Below are 19,286 nucleotides of genomic sequence, written 5' to 3' on the forward strand. Positions count from 1 at the left end.
TTATAGTCAAGGTGTATATAACTATGGGAGGGGTCTTAACAAAACTTATGGTGGTATGGCGGATGTGAACGGCAAAGGGAGGTTATCAAAGCGCAATGCCAACTCAATTGCCGGCACTGCGGTATGGCGGGTTTAAACACTCAAATACCGCTGCACCAGATCATCTTTCAAATCGGCAATGGGCCCGGTGGCAACAACGCTGCCTTTTTCCATAATAAAAAAGTCATCAGCCACACGGCGGGCGAAGGGCAGTTTTTGTTCGACGAGCAGTACAGTCAAACCCAATTCGCGGTTGAGCTTGCGGATGACATCGCCGATATCGCGCACTACGTTTGGCTGGATACCTTCGGTGGGTTCATCAAGAATTAATAACTTGGGGTCGAGTACCAAGGCGCGGCCAATCGCCAACTGCTGCTGTTGCCCGCCGGATAAATCACCACCGCGCCTGTGTTTCATTTCCTTTAGTACGGGGAAGAGTTCGTAAATCAATCCGGGAATAAAACGCGATTTATCTTTGCGTGCGCCCAAAGAGATTTTCAGATTCTCTTCCACCGTCAGGAGTGGAAAAATTTCGCGGCCCTGGGGTACAAAACCGATACCCCCACGGGCGCGGTTTTCGGTAGAGAGTTTATTGATTTCATAACCGTTAAATTGGATGGCACCATCGCGCACCGGTAGTAAACCTGTGATGCATTTTAGCAGGGTGGTTTTGCCCACACCGTTGCGGCCAATCAAACAGCCACAGGTGCCTTCTTTTAGGTCGAGTGACAAATCCCACAGGATATGGCTTTGGCCGTAATATTGATTAATGTTTTTAATGTTCAGCATGGTTTACTCATCCACATTCTTTTCGCGATTGCTATTCACCACGGGGCTATTTACCAATGAATTATTCACTTAGAGCTACTCGCCCAGATAAACCTCAATCACTTTTGGATCATTTTGTACTTGATCCATAGTACCCTCGGTTAATACCGAGCCTTGATGCAATACGGTTACCTTGCGCGCAATCGAACGGACGAATTTCATATCGTGTTCCACTACAATTACTGAATGTTCGCCTGCGAGTGATAGCAATAACTCCGCAGTTTTTTCTGTCTCTTCACCGGTCATGCCGGCGACGGGTTCATCTACCAACAGCACGCGTGGGTTTTGCATCAGCAGCATGCCGATCTCCAGCCACTGTTTTTGCCCGTGGGAGAGTGAGCCGGCGTTTTTGTATCTGTGCTCTGTCAAACCAATTTGGATCAGCACTTCATCAATGCGATACAGCTGCGCGCTGTTTAATTTTTTGGTGAGTGTCCACCATACGCGTTTGTCAGCCGCTGTTGCCAGTTCCAGGTTTTCGTAAACGCTCAGTGCTTCAAAAATGGTGGGCTTTTGGAACTTGCGGCCAATACCGCCGCGTGCGATTTGATGTTCGGACAGCTCCAGCAAATTAATCTGTTGGCCGAAATAAACACTGCCTCCATCGGGTTTGGTTTTACCGGTGATGACATCCATCATGGTGGTTTTGCCGGCACCATTCGGGCCGATAATGCAGCGCAATTCGCCTTCATCAATATACAAATTCAAATTGTTAAGCGCGCGGAAGCCATCAAAGCTTACGGTAATGCCCTCCACATATAAGATTGGACCGTGCGTAGTATCCAGTGGCGCACCGAAATTAGGATCTTTTTGTCCAATGCTGCGGCGGTCGCGGGCAAAAATATTCATTACACTGGCTCCTTGGTGGCAAGGGTACTTTCGGTGGTGTTGCTCGCCTCTTTTTTAATGGCAGCTTTTTTATTGCGATTAAACAAACCTACCAAGCCTTTCGGTAGCACCAGCGTCACAATCACAAACAGCGCGCCCAGTGCAAACAACCAGGTTTCCGGCGAGTAAGAAGTGAAAACAGTCTTGCCGTAGTTGACAGTAAAAGCGCCGACAATTGCACCGAACAAAGTACCGCGGCCACCCGTCGCCACCCAGACAACCAGTTCAATCGAATTAAGTGGCGAAAATTCGCCGGGGTTAATAATGCCGACTTGCGGCACGTAGAGCGCACCGGCTATTCCCGCCAGCACTGCAGAAAAAACAAATAGCCAAAGTTTATAACTCTCTACCTTGTAACCGCAAAAACGCGTACGGCTCTCTGCATCGCGGATGGAGACAATAATTTTTCCCATACGTGAAGTCACAATGTAGCGGCAGGCAATGTAAGCAATGATCAACATAAAGCCCGATGCTAAAAACAACGAGATGCGTGTACCGTTAGCAGCAATAGGGAAACCGAGGATATCTTTAAAATCGGTCAAACCATTATTGCCACCAAAACCCATTTCATTACGGAAAAATGCGAGCAGCAATGCGTAGGTCAATGCCTGGGTGATAATTGAAAAATACACACCGGTTACGCGGGAGCGGAAAGCCAGCCAGCCAAAAACAAATGCGAGCAAACCGGGAATAATAATCACCATCAATATCGCGAACCAAAACATATCAAATCCCTGCCAGTACCAGGGCAATTCTTTCCAATTCAGGAACACCATAAAGTCGGGCAGTAATGGATCACCGTATTGACCCCGTGGGCCAATTTGGCGCATCAGGTACATGCCCATTGCATAACCGCCAAGTGCGAAAAATGCGCCGTGACCAAGCGACAAAATTCCGCAGTAGCCCCAAATTAAATCAACTGCCAGTGCCAGTAATGCGTAACACAAAAATTTTCCCAGCAGCGTGACCGTGAAAGTCGAAATGTGCAGCGCTGAACTTTCCGGGATCAGGATATTGCATATCGGCACCAGTACCATGGCGAGCAGTACCAATCCCAGCACAATCATGCCGCCGCGATCACTGAGTAATAAACGTTGGGTTAACATTTGATTCTCTCTTTATCAAGTCTTTCTGTTGTAGGTTGGTGGTGAGCTTGCGAACCCCAACATGGCCATATTTCCGAACAACCAAAATTAAATAATGTACGTTCTGTTAATTTTTAGTGTTGGGGTTCGTTCCTCACCGCCAACCTACGTGAGCAATTAATCCGCAGCAGCTCGACCCTTCTGTGGAAAAATTCCCTTCGGTCGCTTCTGGATAAATAAAATCAACAAAACCAGCACCAAAACTTTTGCGAGCACCGCGCCGGCATACGGCTCCAAAAATTTATTGATAATGCCGAGCCCCATTGCGCCAACCAGCGTGCCCCACAGATTACCGACACCACCAAATACCACCACCATAAAGGAATCGATAATGTAAGCTTGCCCAAGGTTGGGACCGACGTTGGTGAGTTGTGAGAGCGCAACACCAGCGATACCGGCGATACCCGAACCTAAACCAAAGGTCATCGCATCCACCCAGCTGGCGCGCACGCCGACTGCGCGTGCCATAGCACGGTTTTGCGAAACAGCGCGGACCTTTAATCCGAGTGTGGTTTTTTTTAGGATGGCGAGTAGGGCAAAAAACACCAGGAGACCGAAGATAAAAATATATAAGCGGTTGTAGGTGATTGAGAAAACCGGATTAATTACTAACGATCCGCTCATCCACTCTGGTAACTCTACTGCGCGGTTGAGCGGAGAAAAAATACTGCGCGCCGCTTGCTGCAAAATCAAACTGATACCAAATGTGGCGAGCAGTGTTTCCAGTGGCCTACCATACAAAAAGCGAATCACGCCGCGTTCAATGGCGATGCCTACCAGACCGGCGACGATAAAGGCAGTGGGAATGGCGATCATCAAACTGTAGGCAATTTGGTTGGGAAATAATTGTTGTACCACCCAGGTGACATAGGCGCCGATCATCATGAGTTCACCGTGGGCCATATTAATGACGCCCATTACACCGAAGGTGATCGAAAGGCCGATGGCTGACAGTAGCAATACTGAACCCAGACTCAGGCCGAAGAAAATATTTTCCGCCAAACGGAAAGCGGCAATACGATCTTCAATAGAATCCAATGCCAGTTTGGCTTGCAGTTTTACTTTTTCATCAGCGTCATTTTCGGCCACACCCGTTAATGCGGTACGTACTTCCTGTTGCAAGCTGCCACGCAGAATCTGCACTGCATCCAAACGAACTTGCACTTCACTGCTTTGTAAATTCATTAATGCTACTGCTGCGGTAATCGCAATACGCACATCTTCATCGGGTTCTGTTTTTTGCCGCTCTTGTAATAGAACGATAATATCTTCATCAACGCCATCGGCGATCATGCGATTGACTGCATCCAAACGCACGGTGGCATTTTTGTCATTCAGATTTAAGGCGGCCAACAAGGTGCGCAATTGGGTTCGCATCGTATTGTTGATGGGGACGCGCTTGAGTTCATCGGTTGCAGTGGTAATTTGTTCGCCGCTGATCGCATTAGTAAATGTGTTGCCACTGCCGGCAATGGCAACTAGTGGATCATCATCCTTGGTGGCGTAGAGTGAGCCTTGTTGTAGCGCAGCAAAAATATAGGTTACACGCTCGTCGTTAAGCTTGGCCAATTTTTTGGCTGTTTGCGCGCGCTTGGGCAAGCTACCTTGGGTGAGGGCTTTGACGAGGGTGTCGAATTCGGGTTGCGTTGCTGAAATCTTTTCAGGAGCGCTTTCCTGGAATTGGCCGGTCTGATCTGAAAAATCGGTCTCTTGCGAAAAAACCGTTGCTGAAAAGCAAATTGATAATAGCAGTATCAATTGCACTAGCCATGTGCCAAGCAGCTTTGGTAGGTTTCGCATAGTCTTGTCTCTGTTAAAGCAAATAAAATATAGGTCAGAATTTTTAGTTTTTATGTGAAGCTTTTAATTTGTACGAGTGTTAGTTGTTACAGTGTTCTCTTACTCATTTTCTTCGACAACAAGGTTTATATTTTTCAGTTCCTCCCGGATACAACCCGGGAGGAAAGGTTTTTAACATTACTGCGCTGCAGCACCTAAACATTTTTTGGTTTTGGTGTTGTAGTTACCGCACTTCAATTTAATCCAATCTGATTCCAGATCTTTTGAACCTTCGAGGTAGTCAGACCATGCATCACCTGGAACCAAACCATCAGTTTGGGATACAGTGAGGAACTGGCCATCAGCTTGAATTTCGCCAATCAATACTGGTTTGGTGATGTGGTGGTTCGGCAACATTTTGCTTATGCCGCCAGTCAGGTTAGGCGCTTCAACACCGATGATTGCATCAACTACTTTGTCAGTATCAGTAGTGCCTGCTTTCTCAACTGCTTTAACCCACATGTTGAAGCCAATGTAGTGTGCTTCCATTGGGTCGTTGGTTACCCGCTTCGGGTTTTTGATAAAGGCTTTCCATTGCTTAATGAACGCCGCGTTAGCAGGATTGTCTTCGCTCATGAAATAATTCCATGCAGCGAGGTGACCAACCAATGGTTTGGTATCGATACCGGACAGTTCTTCTTCACCTACAGAGAAAGCAACAACCGGAATATCTTCAGCAGTGACTTTTTGGTTGCCGAGTTCACGATAGAAAGGAACGTTGGCATCGCCATTGATGGTAGAAACCACAGCAGTTTTTTTACCGGCTGAACCAAAGCGTTTGATATCAGATACAATGTTTTGCCAATCGGAATGACCGAATGGGGTGTAGTTGATCATGATGTCTTCTTGCTTAACGCCTTTTGATTTTAAATACGCTTCAAGAATTTTGTTGGTGGTGCGTGGGTATACATAGTCGGTACCGGCCAATACCCAACGCTTCACTTTCATTTCTTTCATAAGGTAATCAACAGCGGGAATAGCTTGTTGGTTTGGTGCGGCACCGGTGTAGAACACGTTGCGTGAAGATTCTTCACCTTCGTATTGCACTGGATAAAAGAGTACACCGTTTAATTCTTCAATAACCGGTAATACTGACTTACGTGAAACCGAGGTCCAGCAACCGAAGATTGCTGCAACTTTGTCTTTGGTTAACAGCTCACGGGTTTTTTCCGCAAACAATGGCCAGTTAGAAGCCGGGTCAACAACGACGGCTTCGAGTTTTTTACCGAGCAAACCGCCTTTTTTGTTTTGCTCTTCAATCAACATCAACATGGTATCTTTCAGAGTAGTTTCTGAAATCGCCATAGTGCCGGACAGTGAGTGAAGTACACCCACTTTGATAGTGTCAGCGGCAGCTGCGCTAAACGAGGCGATAGTCAAGCCGCAGGCGATACCGAGTGCCCCGACATGTTTTGCTATTTTCTTCAGCTTCATGGGTCTTTCTCCTGGATGGTATTAATGACTCAGTGGTTTGGTGCGGGATGCTAGTTTCTTATAAGCTCCCATTTTTTTCGGTAACACCTTTAACGCTAATAGTGGGTGACAGGTTTTTCTTCCTTAATCACAGCGCATGTGCTTCATGTATGTGTTGTGTTGTCACTCTGGTTTTAAAAAAACAATTCAAGGCTTATGAATTAATCCGGATTCTGCTGTTGGGCTTCGTAGAGCATGTGCAGCGTAATTTTGCGCACCTCTGCTTTGCTGGCCTCAATGTGCGTTTTTAAATAACTTTTAACGTCCTCGGCGCGTCGTTCCATAATCGTGCGCAATATTTTTGCGTGTTCATCATAGGTCGCTTCGATGCGGTTTCGCTGGGTAAAGTCAATGCGGCGAATAATTCGCAACCGCTCGGTAATATCATGATGAATACGTGCCATTTCCATATTGCCGGTGGCCTCAATCAATTGTTCATGAAAGCGCTCGTCCAGTGCACACACACTTGGGCCGTCTTCCAAACGATCTTCCGGTTTTACTAACCAGATACGTTTTAAATCTTCCAGCGCCGGTGCCGGCTCTATCTCACACAATCTTTTTACTGCTGCCAATTCGAGTACGATGCGCACATCGTAAAGCTGCTCAAATTGTTTAAAATCAAACGGCTTTACTTGCCAGCCGCTGCGAAAAGAAACATCGACAAAACCTTCTCTCTGTAACCGCGCCAGTGCTTCGCGTACCGGCGTCCTGCTGGCCGCCACACGTTCGGCAATTTCGTTTTCACTGAACCTGTCGCCTGGCAATAAACGGAATGAAAAAATATCGTCTTTGATCGTTTGATAAATGCGCTCCGTTAAATTGGTGCGCGGTTCATCGGTTTTCTTTTTGCTTTTGTCGTTTTTGATTAATTTCATTTTTTTACCGTAGGTTGGTGGTGAGGAACGAACCCCAACACAATCAACGCGTTAATGTTGAATATTGTCATGTTGGGGTTCGCTCCGCTCACCACCAACCTACGTCCGTGTTTTAATTTTCCTCAAGCACCAGCAACAAATCCCCCGCATTCACCTGCTTGCCGGGCGCGCAGTGCACTGCGCTGACTTTTGCTGCGCGATCTGCATAGACAGAAAACTCCATTTTCATCGCCTCAACAATTAATAACGGTTGGTCGATTTCTACCAATTGGCCTGGCTCAACCAATAATTTCCAAATATTGCCGCTGATATCGGCAGTGATTGGATGACCATCCACTTCAATCGGACCAGTCGATACTTTGACTTGCAATGCAGCATCGACTTGTTTTTCTTCGTCGGCTTGCCACAGCGCAACTTCTTTGGTGAAAGCGGCTTGTTGTTTGGTTTTAAATTCGGCAATGCTGGCGGCGTTGTCTTGCAGGAATTGTTCGTGCTCCGCGAGACTGAAATAATCTTCTTCAATGCGCAGGCTCAAACGGCCTTCGCGGAATGCTTCGCGTTGTGCAGTGAGTTCTTCTTCGGTAACTTCGTAATAACGCACGCGATCAAAGAATTTCAGCAGCCATGGCTCGCCATCTTTGAATACCGGGTTTTTCAGGAATTTATTCCAGATAGGTAATGTGCGACCGACCAATTGGTAGCCGCCTGGAGAATCCATACCGTAAATACACATGTAGACGCCGCCGATTCCCACAGTGCCTTCAGCGGTGTAAGTGCGTGCCGGATTGTATTTGGACGTGAGTAAACGATGGCGTGGATCAACCGGTACTGCGCAAGGTGCACCGAGATATACATCACCCAAACCTAACACCATGTAGCTGGTTTCAAATAGAATTTGTTTGACTTGATCAACTGAATCCAGGCCGTTAATGCGACGCATAAATTCGGTGTTGCTTGGCAGCCATGGCGCGGTGTCGCGCACGGATTGGCGGTAGCGGGCAACTGCATCCAACGTTGCTGAATCTTCAAATGCCATCGGCAGATGCACAATACGGCTGGGCACTTTGGTGTTGCGAGCATCGCCCAGTGTTTCTTCGATGACCAATAACTGATTGATTAATTGCTGTTGGTGAATAACGCGGCTGTCGTAATTAATTTGCAGTGAGCGCACCCCGGGTGATAATTCAATTACACCTTCAATCGGTGATGCTTTTAATGCTTCCATCAATGCATACACACGCAGACGCAAACTCAATTCAAGAATGTTGTCGCCGTACTCCAATAAAATATATTTATCACCCGCCTGGCGATAACTCACCAATGGACGGTTGCCCTGTGGTAGAAGTGCAGCAAGGATACATTCGGAAATCGTATTTTCCGGTTTAACAATCGGGATAGGCAGGACAGCCGGCTGTACACTCAGGTTTTCAATCGCGCGATCAATCGACAACTCCAGCGCCAGGGCTGTATCAAAACTCAAACGTTTAAAGCGAATTTTATCGCCGGGTTTTACCTGGCCTACTTTCCATAATTCAGCTTTTACGATGGTCACCGGGCAAACAAATCCGCCGAGGCTGGGGCCGTCTTTGGTGAGGATCACGGGCATATCGCCGGTGAAATTAATTGAGCCAATTGCGTATTCAGTATCGTGAATATTGGATGGATGCAAACCGGCTTCGCCGCCATCGCTGCGAGTCCAGGTTGGTTTTGGTCCGTTCAAGCGGATGCCTAAACGGTTGGAATTGTAATGCACTTCCCACGCTGTGGAGAAAAACATGTCAATCGCTTCGGCTTTGAAAAAATCCGGCGCGCCGTGTGGGCCGTAAAGCACACCGATTTCCCATTCATTAGGATAGGTAGGAATCAATTCAGCGGGTGCAGCTGCCGCGTCATAAACCGGGGCCGGAGTCGTGCAAGCGACAATTGCCGGATTACTAATCGGTAACATATCCGTTGCGCGCAATGTGCGACCGGCATGGCCACCAAATTGACCCAGTGCAAATGTAGAGCGACTGCCTAAATAAACCGGCACATCAAAACCGTTGCGTACGGCAAGGTAACCGCGACAACCTTGATCGGCTTTTCCAATTTCAAGAATTTGTCCGGCTTTAATGGCTACCGGTTGCCAGAAAGGAATTAATTCGCCATCGATTTTTGCCGGTGATGTAGCACCGGTGAGTGCAATAGTTGCGTCGCGATGGAATTTTAATTTCGGTCCGATAATAGTGTATTCAAGCGCGGCAGCGCTTTCATGATTGCCGACGATGCGGTTAGCCAAACGAAACGCATAGTCATCCATTGGACCTGAAGGTGGAACACCAATGCTCCACAAACCGACGCGACCGGGATAATCCTGCACGCTGGTATAGGTGCCGGGATGTAATACTTCAACCACCGGCGCTTGATATTCAAAACCGGCTAATTTGTTGGTGGCAACATCGCCGCTGCCAAAAAAATCCGAGTTTATAATCTGGCGCAAATAATCCAGATTGGTCGCAATACCTGCTGCACGGGTTTCATTCAGTGCTGTACTCATTTTACTAATTGCATCAGCGCGATCTTTGCCGTACACAATAATTTTCGCGATCATTGGATCGTAATAAGGTGATACTTCAGTGCCGGTTGAAACCCAGGTGTCGATACGTGCAGATTCTGAAAATACCACATCAGTCAATACCCCCGGTGACGGTTGGAAATCGCGCACCGGATCTTCGGCATACAAACGCACTTCGATGGCGGCGCCTTTTGGAGTGATATCGATATCCAGTTTCGGCGGCGTGCCAGCGGCGGTAAGAATCATCCACTCGACCAAATCTACACCGGTGCAAGCTTCAGTGATGGGATGTTCAACTTGCAAACGGGTGTTTACTTCTAAAAAGTAAAAAGCATCGCGTGCGCCATCGTAGATATATTCAATGGTTCCCGCCGAGCGATAATTGACTGCTTCACCCAAACTTTTTGAGGCAGCTAATAATTTATCGCGTGTGGCAGCCGGTAAATTTGGTGCGGGCGTTTCTTCTACTACTTTTTGGTTGCGGCGTTGCAGTGAACAATCGCGCTCGCCCAGTGCAAGTACATTGCCATTGCCATCGCCAAAAATTTGTACTTCAACGTGACGTGCGTTATCGACAAAACGTTCGAGAAATACACCGCTATCGCTGAAAAAGTTTTGCCCTAAACGTTTTACGCTTTCATACGCAGCGATTAATTCAGCTTCGTTGTTGCAACGTGTTAAACCTATGCCACCACCACCGGCAGTGCTTTTTAACATGACCGGATAACCGAGTTCGGCTGCGGATGTGACTGCTTCATCAACCGAACTCAATAAGCCGGTTCCGGGAGTAAGCGGCACTCCGGCTTTTTCGGCAATTTCACGTGAAGTGTGCTTCAAACCGAATTCGCGAATTTGTGCAGGAGTAGGACCGCAAAACGCGATACCTTCTGCTTCACACTGCTCGCAAAATTTGGCGTTTTCCGAGAGGAATCCGTAACCGGGAATAATTGCTTGCGCGCCGGTTTCCTTTGCGGCAGCGAGGATTAAATCTGCCTTCAAATAACTTTCTGCGGCCGTATTACCACCAAGGCAAATTGCTTTATCACAGGCAGTGACATGCGCTGAATTGCGATCTGCATCGGAATAAACTGCAACCGATTCGATGCCCATTTTTTTCAGGGTCTTGGCAATGCGCACCGCGATTTCCCCACGGTTGGCAATAAGTACGGTCTTTAACATGATTCTTCTCCGGCTGTAATTCTGGTTTGCGTAGGTTGGGCAGCCATGCCCAACACTCAGGATTAACATTTGTTGTTTTTGTTGGGCATGGCTGCCCAACCTACGCATCATCTTTGCAGCGACTTTATATAAGCCCGCCATCCACCTAAATGCGTAATATCGGTTGCGCCATTCACAGCTGCGCCCTCGCAAATAAAACCTTTTACTTCGCGTCCATCGTGCAAACTCAAAGTACCCATACCGAGTGGAGCGGGAATCAGTGCGACAAAACTGCCGAAGTGCTGCACTGGCACATCCCACAATTCCACAATAATTTCTGCTCCTTCTGCTGAGCGAATCAAACCAGGTTTTGGTGGCGTGGTATTCGGTAAGGCAACTAAACGGTAATTGTTTGCGGTGTAGGTGCTCTCAACAAAAAGTGCATTGCGCTCTTGCAACTGCACATTGAGTGGCATGCCGGTCAAATGGGCACCAACAACTGCCAAGCGAACATAACCTTGCGGCGGCGTGTTTTTAATCGTTAATGCCGGTGTCGGTTTGTTGGTTGCACCAAGCGGCAAATGCACGCTGCTGTGCCATTTTTTTCCGAATGCTGCGAGTGCTGCGTCTTGCCATGCTGGGGCGATTAAGGTGATACCAAATGGCAAGCCATCGGCGCGCATAGCAGCGGGTAATGCGAGCGCAGAGCAATCGGCGAGGTTGACAAAATTGGTATAGGTGCCGAGTTGGCTATTAATACCAATAGGATCAGCTGCGACTTCGGCAATGCTTGGATGACGCGGTGAAGTGGGAACCAACAGTGCATCAACATTGCTCATTAATGTTTTGATTTCACGTGCAAGATCGGCACGGCGATATTCAGCGCGATACGCATCTGTTGCAGAAAAATGAACTGCCTTTTCAATAATACCTCGCACAATATCATTCATATCATCGGCATGATCTTGCATAAAATCGGCGATAGCGGCGTGGCGTTCTGCAACCCATGGGCCGCCATACAATAATTGCGCGAGCGTAAACATTGGAGTGAAATCAATAGTGACTAATTCGGCACCGAAGGCAGAAATGTTTTCCAATGTTTCCAACCAGGCAGCTTCGGCTTGTGCATCACCAAACCAATCCGGCGCAGAGGGAATACCAAAACGTGGCTTGTTAGAGAAATAATTCGCGGCGGCAGGTGCAATGCGTGAATAACCGTCGGCCGCATCAAATCCTTCCATTACAGTTGCAACTGTTTCTGCATCATCAACGGTGAGCGCAAAAATCGAAATGCAATCCAGGCTGCGGCATGCCGGCACAACACCTTTGGTGCTGAAGCGACCTTTAGTGGGTTTTAATCCAACAATATTGTTGAAGCCGGCAGGTACGCGGCCAGAACCGGCGGTGTCCGTTCCCAAGCTAAACGGTATTAGCCCTTGCGCGACTGTGGTGGCGGAGCCGGAGCTGGAACCGCCGGAAACGTAATCTGCTTTAAATGAATTGGGCACGGCACCGTAGGGTGAACGTGTACCGACCAAGCCAGTGGCAAATTGGTCGAGATTGGTTTTGCCGAGCACAATTGCTCCGGCTTGTTTGAGCCGCGCTATTGCGGTGGCATCGGCTTCGGGTATGTAAGTGAATGCAGGGCACGCGGCGGTAGTGGGAATACCTGCAACATCGATATTGTCTTTCACTGCGAAAGGCACACCGTAAAGCGGAAGGCTGACTGAATCGCCCAGGATTTCCAGTGCATCTAATTGCGCATCCAATTCAGCGGCAGAGACGATATACATCCAGGCGGTATCATCTGCTTTAAGTTGCGCGCGCAATAATTGCAATACATTACGCGCGGTCAGTCCTTTGCTGCGATAAGCGTTCAACCATTCGTTGATGGTCCAACCGGTTGTTACAAAATCTGGCGACTGCGTCATTATCGTTCCTGCATACCGTTCTTAAAATAACCTTGGGCTTAAATACAATCTTGGATACAAGTTTGTATTCAGCAGAAACTATGCCAACAGAAATTTGCGTGCCCAGCACAGTTAAATGGAATGCATAAAATCCTTTTTATTCAATGAGTTAAATGACGTAAGAAAATAAGGTTAAGCGGGATTTGGATGAGGCTTTGGGGGAAGTTTTATGCGCTGAATGTGTGCGTCTAAATTCTTCTGACGGGCTAACTTGGTGCGGGTAGTTCTCGTTTTCATATCTCAATTTTCATGAATATTGAGATATGAAAGTATTTCCACTATAGTTCATCTCAATATTTTTAGTTTTTGAGATGAATTGAAATGATCAAGCGGCCTCCTCCGCATAAGTTACCAAATAATCCTTGGCTATATGTTAGTGAAAATCATGAGCCTGACATGATGGATTATTTAGCTTTCTGGCATCCGGTAGATGACAAAGGCCGATACCTTCACTTTGATGAATTCCGTCATCGGGTGCCAAAACATCTGAAGGTAGATTTAGCTTGGGCTTTGACTAAGGATGCGCGAAGGTTTAAAGAATCGCAGTATTTGATTGGCTTAGGTGACCAAAAGAGTGTTTGTAAATATATTGAAACTTCACTTATTCAAAAAACCAAAACCTTGGTCGATCAATCTACTACTACCGCTGCTTTGGAATGGGCAAATAGAAAAATAGGTGAGGAGCAGAACCTCTCCTATGTGCTGGAAGACCTATTTGAAGATGAGCCCATCAGTAGTAGTCAATTGGAAGGTTCGGCTACAACCACCTTGATTGCAAAAGATATGATCAAGAGAAAACGTGAACCGCGCAGCATTGACGAAAGAATGATTGCTGGCAATTTTAAAATGATGCAGTTTATATGGGATAAACGGTCATTACCTTTAACTACTGATCTAATAAGAGAGTTACATTCTATTGGTGTAGCAGGCATAGATAATGAAAAGTACGCTCCCGGTGTTTTTCGGTTGACTGACAATGTGGTTGTTGAAGATCGAGATGGAAATATCGTACATCAACCACCTCCAGCTGTTGGACTTGACAACCGTTTGCAATCACTATGCGACTGGATGAATACCGATCATGATGAAATAGAAAGTCAAAGTTATATCCATTCACTGATAAAGGCTATTTGTGTTCATTTTGCAATAGGCTATGAGCATCCGTTCAATGATGGGAATGGTAGAGTTGCACGCGCATTGTTTTATTGGTTTATGTTTAAAAAGGATTACGGTGCGTTCCGCTACATATCAATTAGCAATTTGTTGAAAGAAGCTGCTACGCAGTATGGTAAGTCTTATTTGTATACAGAAACTGACGAAATGGATATGACCTATTTTATCGAGTATCAATGCTCTGTGATTATGCGTGCTGTTGCTGCGTTTAAATCACACTGTCAAAAAACTGTTGATAATATTGAATCTTTTAATAAGTGGCTATTTAATTCGGGCATTTATGGAAAACTTAGCGAAAAACAAAAGATTGTTTTTCAAGTTGCAAAGAGCAGCCCGAATACAATTTTTACTGCGAGATATATTGAAGAGAAATTGAGCTGTTCTTATAACACCGCTGCAGCCGTCTTAAATGGCTTGGTCGATCTCAATTTTTTTGACAAACAAAAAGACGGTAAGGAATGGATTTATTCATTGTGTGATAAACAAGATATTCAGAAAAACTGGATTTCCTAAAAAACTGTTAGGGATTTATATATGACCATGAATTGGAACCAATTGCTCTGTGCTGACCGGTTGGGTAAGCGCACGGCAAAACACGAGGAAGGGCGCTCGCCTTTCCATTCGGATCACGACAAAATTATTTTCTCCGGTGCATTTCGTCGCCTTGCGCGCAAAACGCAAGTGCATCCGCTCGCGACGAACGATCATATCCATAATCGCATGACGCACAGTTTGGAAGTGGCATGCGTTGGCCGCACCTTGGGGATTCGCGTGGGGCAGGCGCTGAAAGATAAAGGTGATTTGCCTGTGCATATTTGGCCGACTGATATTGGCGATATAGTTCAGGCCACTTGTTTGGCACACGATATTGGCAACCCTCCATTTGGTCATACCGGTGAAGATGCCATTCGTAACTGGTTTCAAAAAGAAGGTGCGGAATTTTTAAAAGATTTATCACCGTCTGAGCAAGATGATATCCGTGTGTTTGAAGGTAATGCGCAGGGCTTGCGCGTGCTGACTACATCGGAGTATCACCAGTTTCACGATGGCATGCGTTTGACTTATGCAACACTGGCGTCTTCGATTAAATATCCCTGGACTTCATCGCCAACCGTGTTGGGTAATCGACCCAAAGATAATAAGTATGGAATCTTCCAATCGGAGTTGGATCACTTTCATGAGATCGCACAAAAAACCGGTTTGATTGAGTTGGGCAATAATTGGTATTGCCGCCATCCGCTGGTGTATTTAATGGAAGCGGCGGACGATTTTTGTTATGGCATTATTGATCTTGAAGATGGTTTGGAAATGGGGATTCTAAACTGGAGCGAAATTTATGAATTGCTGCATCCGGTAATTGCAGACTCTGCACAATTACCTGAATTGGAGCGGTTGCTAAAAAAAGTGAATGATGGGCGCAAGCCCGCCCTGGTGCGAGGTAAAGTTATTGACGCATTCATCAATGCAGGTACAGCGGCATTTATTAAATATCAGGATGCTTTTTTGCGCGGCGAAGTGCAGGGCGATTTGATTTCCCTCTGTGATCCTAAGGTAAAAAATGCAGTGCAAGCGGCAAAGGATTTAGCCAAGCGTAAAATTTTTAATCATTCGCGTCGGGTTGAATTGGAAATTGGTGCTTACACCGTAATAGGAACCTTGCTTAATACTATTTGTTCGGCAGTCTATGCTTCGCTTGGTGATGTAGCGCAAATGACTTACAAAGATAATCGTGTGATGGCATTAATCGGCGAAAATAATTTCCACCCTGCAGTGAGCAAGCGCGAAGACAACTATAAATATATGGCGTTGATGGCCGTGATCGATTACATCAGCGGTATGACCGATAACTATGCGACTAATCTTGCCAAGCAATTTAATGGAATGGGTTATTCACAATATTAATTTATTCTTCTGGATATTGATGTTGCTGTGTTAATTCTATGCAATCTTAATAAATCGATGGTTTAAAAGTCCCCGCTTCAAATTGAGGCGGGGATTTTTATTTTATGGATTATTTTTTAGCAGGAAAGGCAAAAAATACTTTGGTAGCTGCTATGCCCACCCCTTTGCCAGGTTCTGCTCCGGTTTCATCAAAGCCGGTGGTGACATAGGTAGTGCCTGTTATCACTAAACCATTAGTAGAAATGGCTTGCCAGGCTTGTGCTTCCTGCTCGCGATCCAATGCCGCTTTTTCCAGTGACAGGTCATGGAACTGGCTGTTGTAATCGCTGTTAATCAATGCGGCGCTGAAGTAAGGGCAGGGTGTGGTAATGCATACAATTCCGGTGCTGGAGATTTTTAGATAAGGACCAACGGCGATATTCTTATTAGCGCCTACCCAAGCTCCATTTACAGTCAATGTTTTGGTACGTGTAATAATTTTGCCTGAGGCCGGAGAATTGACCACCGTGCCGCGCAGTAATGCTTGTTCACTGCGAATCGCACTTTCAAGTTCTGCGATTTGCTCTTTGGTTAAACCGAGACGCTTGTAATTAATGTAGGACACATAAATGCTGTTGGGCAATAATGCAGCGTTTTGATAGGCTTCGTCTTCTGTTTCAAGATGTAATGAATATTGGTTAACCGGTGTTAAAAACCAGCCGCCACACAATGGAAATGCGCATTTGCGATAATCAGGTTTGACGATGTAAGTAGTGCCAGTTGGCTCAGGGCTGATAATGGTTTGCGCCTGGGCGCTCAGGCTAAATAAACCTGTGCAGAATGCCAGTAATATCGCGCAGCCTGTTAGAGTGGAGCGAGTGAAAGAAATTATGTTGTTCATAATAGTAAGTCCTGTTATTAGATATGAAGAATCTATGTGGTAAGCATATAGAGGTGAATGCATCCCTGTACCAGCGAGTGCAATCCTTATACTAAACCTTGTTAGTTGTTAGTCATTAGCGATTGCCAAACGGCGCGCCAGCGTTTTGTAATAAATTGTTTTTGTTTGATCATTTTGTGATGGAGTTTTCTTTGAAAGCAAGTTTGCCTTCCTGGTTGTCCGGGCTGCTGGTGTTGATCGTGGTGCCGTTCTTTTTTATCGGTGGTCCCGATATGTTTTCGTCGCTTGTGCTACAAAACATCTGGAATTTCGGCCATATTATTTTTTTTGCTGTAGTGATGCTATTGATTCAGGCGTTTAAACCATTGCCATATTGGCGGCAGTGGTTGCTCGTGACCTTGATTGCGGTTTTACTGGGATGCTCAATCGAGTTTATTCAACAGTTTGTTGGACGTAGTGCCAGTGTCGATGATGTTTTGCATAATTTATTTGGCGTTTGGATAGGGCTATTTTGGGGGCAAAAACCCACCAGGCAGATATGGATACTGCGCGTTATCAGTTTATTGTTTATAGCACCCGCGTTGTGGCTGGTTGTTGATTCGGGTATCGCAAATCTTGTAATGCGCTACCAATTTCCGCGCATCAATAGCTTCGAATCCCATTACGAGTTACAGCAGCTGCAACTCAATAAGGCGCAGGTAAAGGCGGTTCAAAGTCCAGTGCTTCATACGCATGGCAATTTGTCTTTGCAGGTTGAATTGAGCATCGACAAATATGCGGGAATAAGTCTTTTGAGACCCTATGGCGACTGGGAAAGTTATGCGTCGATGGTGATGGATTTTTATAATCCGGATAATGAACCTTTGGCTTTAGTTATCAGGATTTCTGATTTGCAACACGATCGTGGAGCCAATCAGTTTGATGACCGATTTAATCGTTCTATCGTGTTAATGCCGGGCTGGAACCAGTTGGCGATTAGTTTGGGGGATGTTCGCACGGCGCCACGCGGCAGGACTATGCTGATGGATGAAATCAGTAATATTACTGTGTATGCAGTACAGCTATCCAAGCCGCGCAAGTTTTATTGGGATAATGTCAGGCTGCAGTAACAACGCGATTGCGTCCGGATGTTTTTGCCTCATAAAGCGCTGTGTCAGCTGCTTTAAAAAGCTGCTCCAGATTTTCATTGGTTTTTAACGTGGCGACACCAAAGCTGGCCGTAATCGTAATATTTTTATGCAGGGTTTGGTTGGCGATAAGCTCGCGCAGTTTATCGGCAATAGCACGCGCACTTTCAAGATCGGTATCGCGGCACACTAATACAAACTCTTCTCCACCCCAGCGGGCAAATAAATCCTGGGTGCGCGTGTGTTGTTGCACCATGTTGGAAAGATTACTTAATACCAGATCGCCAATATCATGACCATGTTGATCATTCACTTGTTTGAAATGGTCGATATCAATCATCACCAGCGACAACGGTTTGCGATATTGGAACCATTCTTGTAAACCTAAGCTAATGGCCTCTTCAATGCCAAGGCGATTAAACGCACCGGTAAGTGGATCGGTTTTGGCCTGCAATTCCAACGCTTTACTGCGCATATCCAGAACTTCATTAATTTCAATCAGTTCCGATTCGCGTTTGCGTTGAATCACCACCTCATCTTTTAGTTTGATAATGCGATAGGCAAGGAAGCATAGAATAATGCCGAGCCACGCCACCATAATAGCGAGATACCAATCGGCGGTGCTTAACGCCTGGCCGATAAATTCAACCCGGTGTAAACGGAATTGATGTTTGCCCAGCGGTTTTCCCGAGCCGGTTTGCACTTCAAAAATAGTGATATTGTCAAACTGCGGATGGCTTAATTGCGGCGGAATTTTATTTTCCAATACCCACCAGTTGGCGACAAAAAAATCCTTAAGCGAAAATTCCGCCACACCATTTAGCAGGCTGACATTAAATTCAATCTGATTGTATTTTGTGCTTTGCAGGATTTCTTTTTTGCTGTAAAGCGGATCGAAGTTGCGCAGCGAAATGCGCACGGTTTGGCTGGGGCCATTGTAATCCAGCCAGAGACGAATTTTGTTGTAGTGTCCCAAGTCAATGCCGTTGGTGCGCTCTTTATCGAACAGCACTTCAAAGCCGCAGTAGGGGTAGGAGTAGCTATCGCGCAATATACAATGCCAGCGCATATTCTTTTCATCTTCCAGATGAATACTGGAGGTTCCGCCGCTTTCCCGGTCATCGTAAGTATTCAGTGCGAGGCCGGAGTTTTGATTGATCACCAAATGCTTTTCGAGGATTTGCTCTTCCCCGGCTATCGCAAAAATAGTGAGGATGACCAGCAGGCCAAGGATAATTTCAAAATACAAATGGTTGGGAGGTGTTTGTTGCATACATCTGGGCTCCAGCGGCGGATACATTTTGCATCCAACAACTATTCTTATTTTCGCTGTGTTTATGGGATTGCGATCTTGGGGGATTCCGGGTGTTGTGTCGAAAACCCGCCCTGGAGTGTTTGCCTGAAAAGTAGTTAATAATTATGTTCATCCAAGCGA

The 19,286-nt window shown here is 46.2% G+C and carries 13 protein-coding genes; 3 read left to right on the top strand and 10 right to left on the bottom strand.

From position 1 onward, the window contains the following. Window positions 1-132: 132 nt before the first annotated feature. The 8 genes from urtE to atzF all read right to left on the bottom strand — a co-directional run bounded on the left by urtE (window position 133) and on the right by atzF (window position 12,730). A complete protein-coding gene (urtE, locus tag AC1RJL_RS02665) occupies window positions 133-828 on the bottom strand; it encodes an urea ABC transporter ATP-binding subunit UrtE (protein ID WP_492911202.1) in 696 nt (231 codons plus the stop codon). Between the two features lie 75 nt (window positions 829-903). Next, a complete protein-coding gene (urtD, locus tag AC1RJL_RS02670) occupies window positions 904-1,716 on the bottom strand; it encodes an urea ABC transporter ATP-binding protein UrtD (RefSeq protein WP_492911203.1) in 813 nt (270 codons plus the stop codon). Then, window positions 1,716-2,861 carry an urea ABC transporter permease subunit UrtC gene (gene urtC, locus AC1RJL_RS02675; RefSeq protein WP_492911204.1) on the bottom strand — a complete coding sequence of 382 codons (1,146 nt, stop codon included), beginning with the start codon at window positions 2,859-2,861 and terminating at the stop codon, window positions 1,716-1,718. Before urtC ends, urtD begins: the two co-directional genes overlap by 1 nt. Before the next feature lie 156 nt (window positions 2,862-3,017). Continuing rightward, window positions 3,018-4,700, bottom strand: coding sequence for an urea ABC transporter permease subunit UrtB (gene urtB, locus AC1RJL_RS02680; protein WP_492911205.1), 1,683 nt, complete (start codon window positions 4,698-4,700; stop codon window positions 3,018-3,020). A 177-nt stretch (window positions 4,701-4,877) separates the two neighbouring features. Beyond that, complete coding sequence (gene urtA, locus AC1RJL_RS02685) at window positions 4,878-6,173, bottom strand: urea ABC transporter substrate-binding protein (protein ID WP_492911206.1); 1,296 nt, start codon at window positions 6,171-6,173, stop codon at window positions 4,878-4,880. Between the two features lie 200 nt (window positions 6,174-6,373). Continuing rightward, window positions 6,374-7,087, bottom strand: a complete 714-nt coding sequence (locus tag AC1RJL_RS02690) for a GntR family transcriptional regulator (RefSeq protein WP_492911207.1) — start codon at window positions 7,085-7,087, stop codon at window positions 6,374-6,376. Window positions 7,088-7,199: 112 nt separating this feature from the next. Beyond that, on the bottom strand, window positions 7,200-10,820 hold the full coding sequence (gene uca, locus AC1RJL_RS02695) for an urea carboxylase (protein WP_492911208.1): 3,621 nt from the start codon (window positions 10,818-10,820) through the stop codon (window positions 7,200-7,202). Between the two features lie 107 nt (window positions 10,821-10,927). Next, a complete protein-coding gene (gene atzF / locus AC1RJL_RS02700; protein WP_492911209.1) occupies window positions 10,928-12,730 on the bottom strand; it encodes an allophanate hydrolase in 1,803 nt (600 codons plus the stop codon). A 435-nt stretch (window positions 12,731-13,165) separates the two neighbouring features. Here atzF and AC1RJL_RS02705 point away from each other — a divergent pair, with 435 nt between their 5' ends. Beyond that, the gene (locus tag AC1RJL_RS02705) at window positions 13,166-14,455 is read left to right on the top strand and encodes a Fic family protein (protein ID WP_492911210.1); all 1,290 of its coding nucleotides are present in this window, start codon (window positions 13,166-13,168) and stop codon (window positions 14,453-14,455) included. Between the two features lie 21 nt (window positions 14,456-14,476). Beyond that, window positions 14,477-15,844 (top strand): deoxyguanosinetriphosphate triphosphohydrolase, encoded by a 1,368-nt coding sequence (locus AC1RJL_RS02710; RefSeq protein ID WP_492911211.1) that lies wholly within the window; start codon window positions 14,477-14,479, stop codon window positions 15,842-15,844. A 109-nt stretch (window positions 15,845-15,953) separates the two neighbouring features. Here AC1RJL_RS02710 and AC1RJL_RS02715 read toward each other — a convergent pair whose 3' ends face one another. Continuing rightward, window positions 15,954-16,724 (bottom strand): DUF6748 domain-containing protein, encoded by a 771-nt coding sequence (locus AC1RJL_RS02715; protein WP_492911212.1) that lies wholly within the window; start codon window positions 16,722-16,724, stop codon window positions 15,954-15,956. 191 nt (window positions 16,725-16,915) lie between these two features. On the opposite strand from AC1RJL_RS02715, the gene AC1RJL_RS02720 reads away from it, so the two are divergent. Further along, complete coding sequence (locus AC1RJL_RS02720; RefSeq protein ID WP_492911213.1) at window positions 16,916-17,833, top strand: VanZ family protein; 918 nt, start codon at window positions 16,916-16,918, stop codon at window positions 17,831-17,833. On the opposite strand, the gene AC1RJL_RS02725 is transcribed toward AC1RJL_RS02720, so the two are convergent. Beyond that, complete coding sequence (locus tag AC1RJL_RS02725) at window positions 17,820-19,124, bottom strand: GGDEF domain-containing protein (protein WP_492911214.1); 1,305 nt, start codon at window positions 19,122-19,124, stop codon at window positions 17,820-17,822. The two genes, AC1RJL_RS02720 and AC1RJL_RS02725, sit on opposite strands and share 14 nt — an antisense overlap. Window positions 19,125-19,286 lie beyond the last annotated feature (162 nt).

The organism is Cellvibrio sp. GW822-FHT04B05 (genome assembly GCF_058800985.1).

Coding starts and splice junctions, on each gene's coding strand:
- atzF (WP_492911209.1), bottom strand. CDS start 12,730: ATGACGCAGTCGCCAGATTTTGTAACAACCGGTTGGACCATCAACGAA.
- AC1RJL_RS02710 (WP_492911211.1), top strand. CDS start 14,477: ATGACCATGAATTGGAACCAATTGCTCTGTGCTGACCGGTTGGGTAAG.
- urtE (WP_492911202.1), bottom strand. CDS start 828: ATGCTGAACATTAAAAACATTAATCAATATTACGGCCAAAGCCATATC.
- AC1RJL_RS02690 (WP_492911207.1), bottom strand. CDS start 7,087: ATGAAATTAATCAAAAACGACAAAAGCAAAAAGAAAACCGATGAACCG.
- urtB (WP_492911205.1), bottom strand. CDS start 4,700: ATGCGAAACCTACCAAAGCTGCTTGGCACATGGCTAGTGCAATTGATA.
- AC1RJL_RS02725 (WP_492911214.1), bottom strand. CDS start 19,124: ATGCAACAAACACCTCCCAACCATTTGTATTTTGAAATTATCCTTGGC.
- uca (WP_492911208.1), bottom strand. CDS start 10,820: ATGTTAAAGACCGTACTTATTGCCAACCGTGGGGAAATCGCGGTGCGC.
- AC1RJL_RS02705 (WP_492911210.1), top strand. CDS start 13,166: ATGATGGATTATTTAGCTTTCTGGCATCCGGTAGATGACAAAGGCCGA.
- urtA (WP_492911206.1), bottom strand. CDS start 6,173: ATGAAGCTGAAGAAAATAGCAAAACATGTCGGGGCACTCGGTATCGCC.
- urtC (WP_492911204.1), bottom strand. CDS start 2,861: ATGTTAACCCAACGTTTATTACTCAGTGATCGCGGCGGCATGATTGTG.
- AC1RJL_RS02715 (WP_492911212.1), bottom strand. CDS start 16,724: ATGAACAACATAATTTCTTTCACTCGCTCCACTCTAACAGGCTGCGCG.
- urtD (WP_492911203.1), bottom strand. CDS start 1,716: ATGAATATTTTTGCCCGCGACCGCCGCAGCATTGGACAAAAAGATCCT.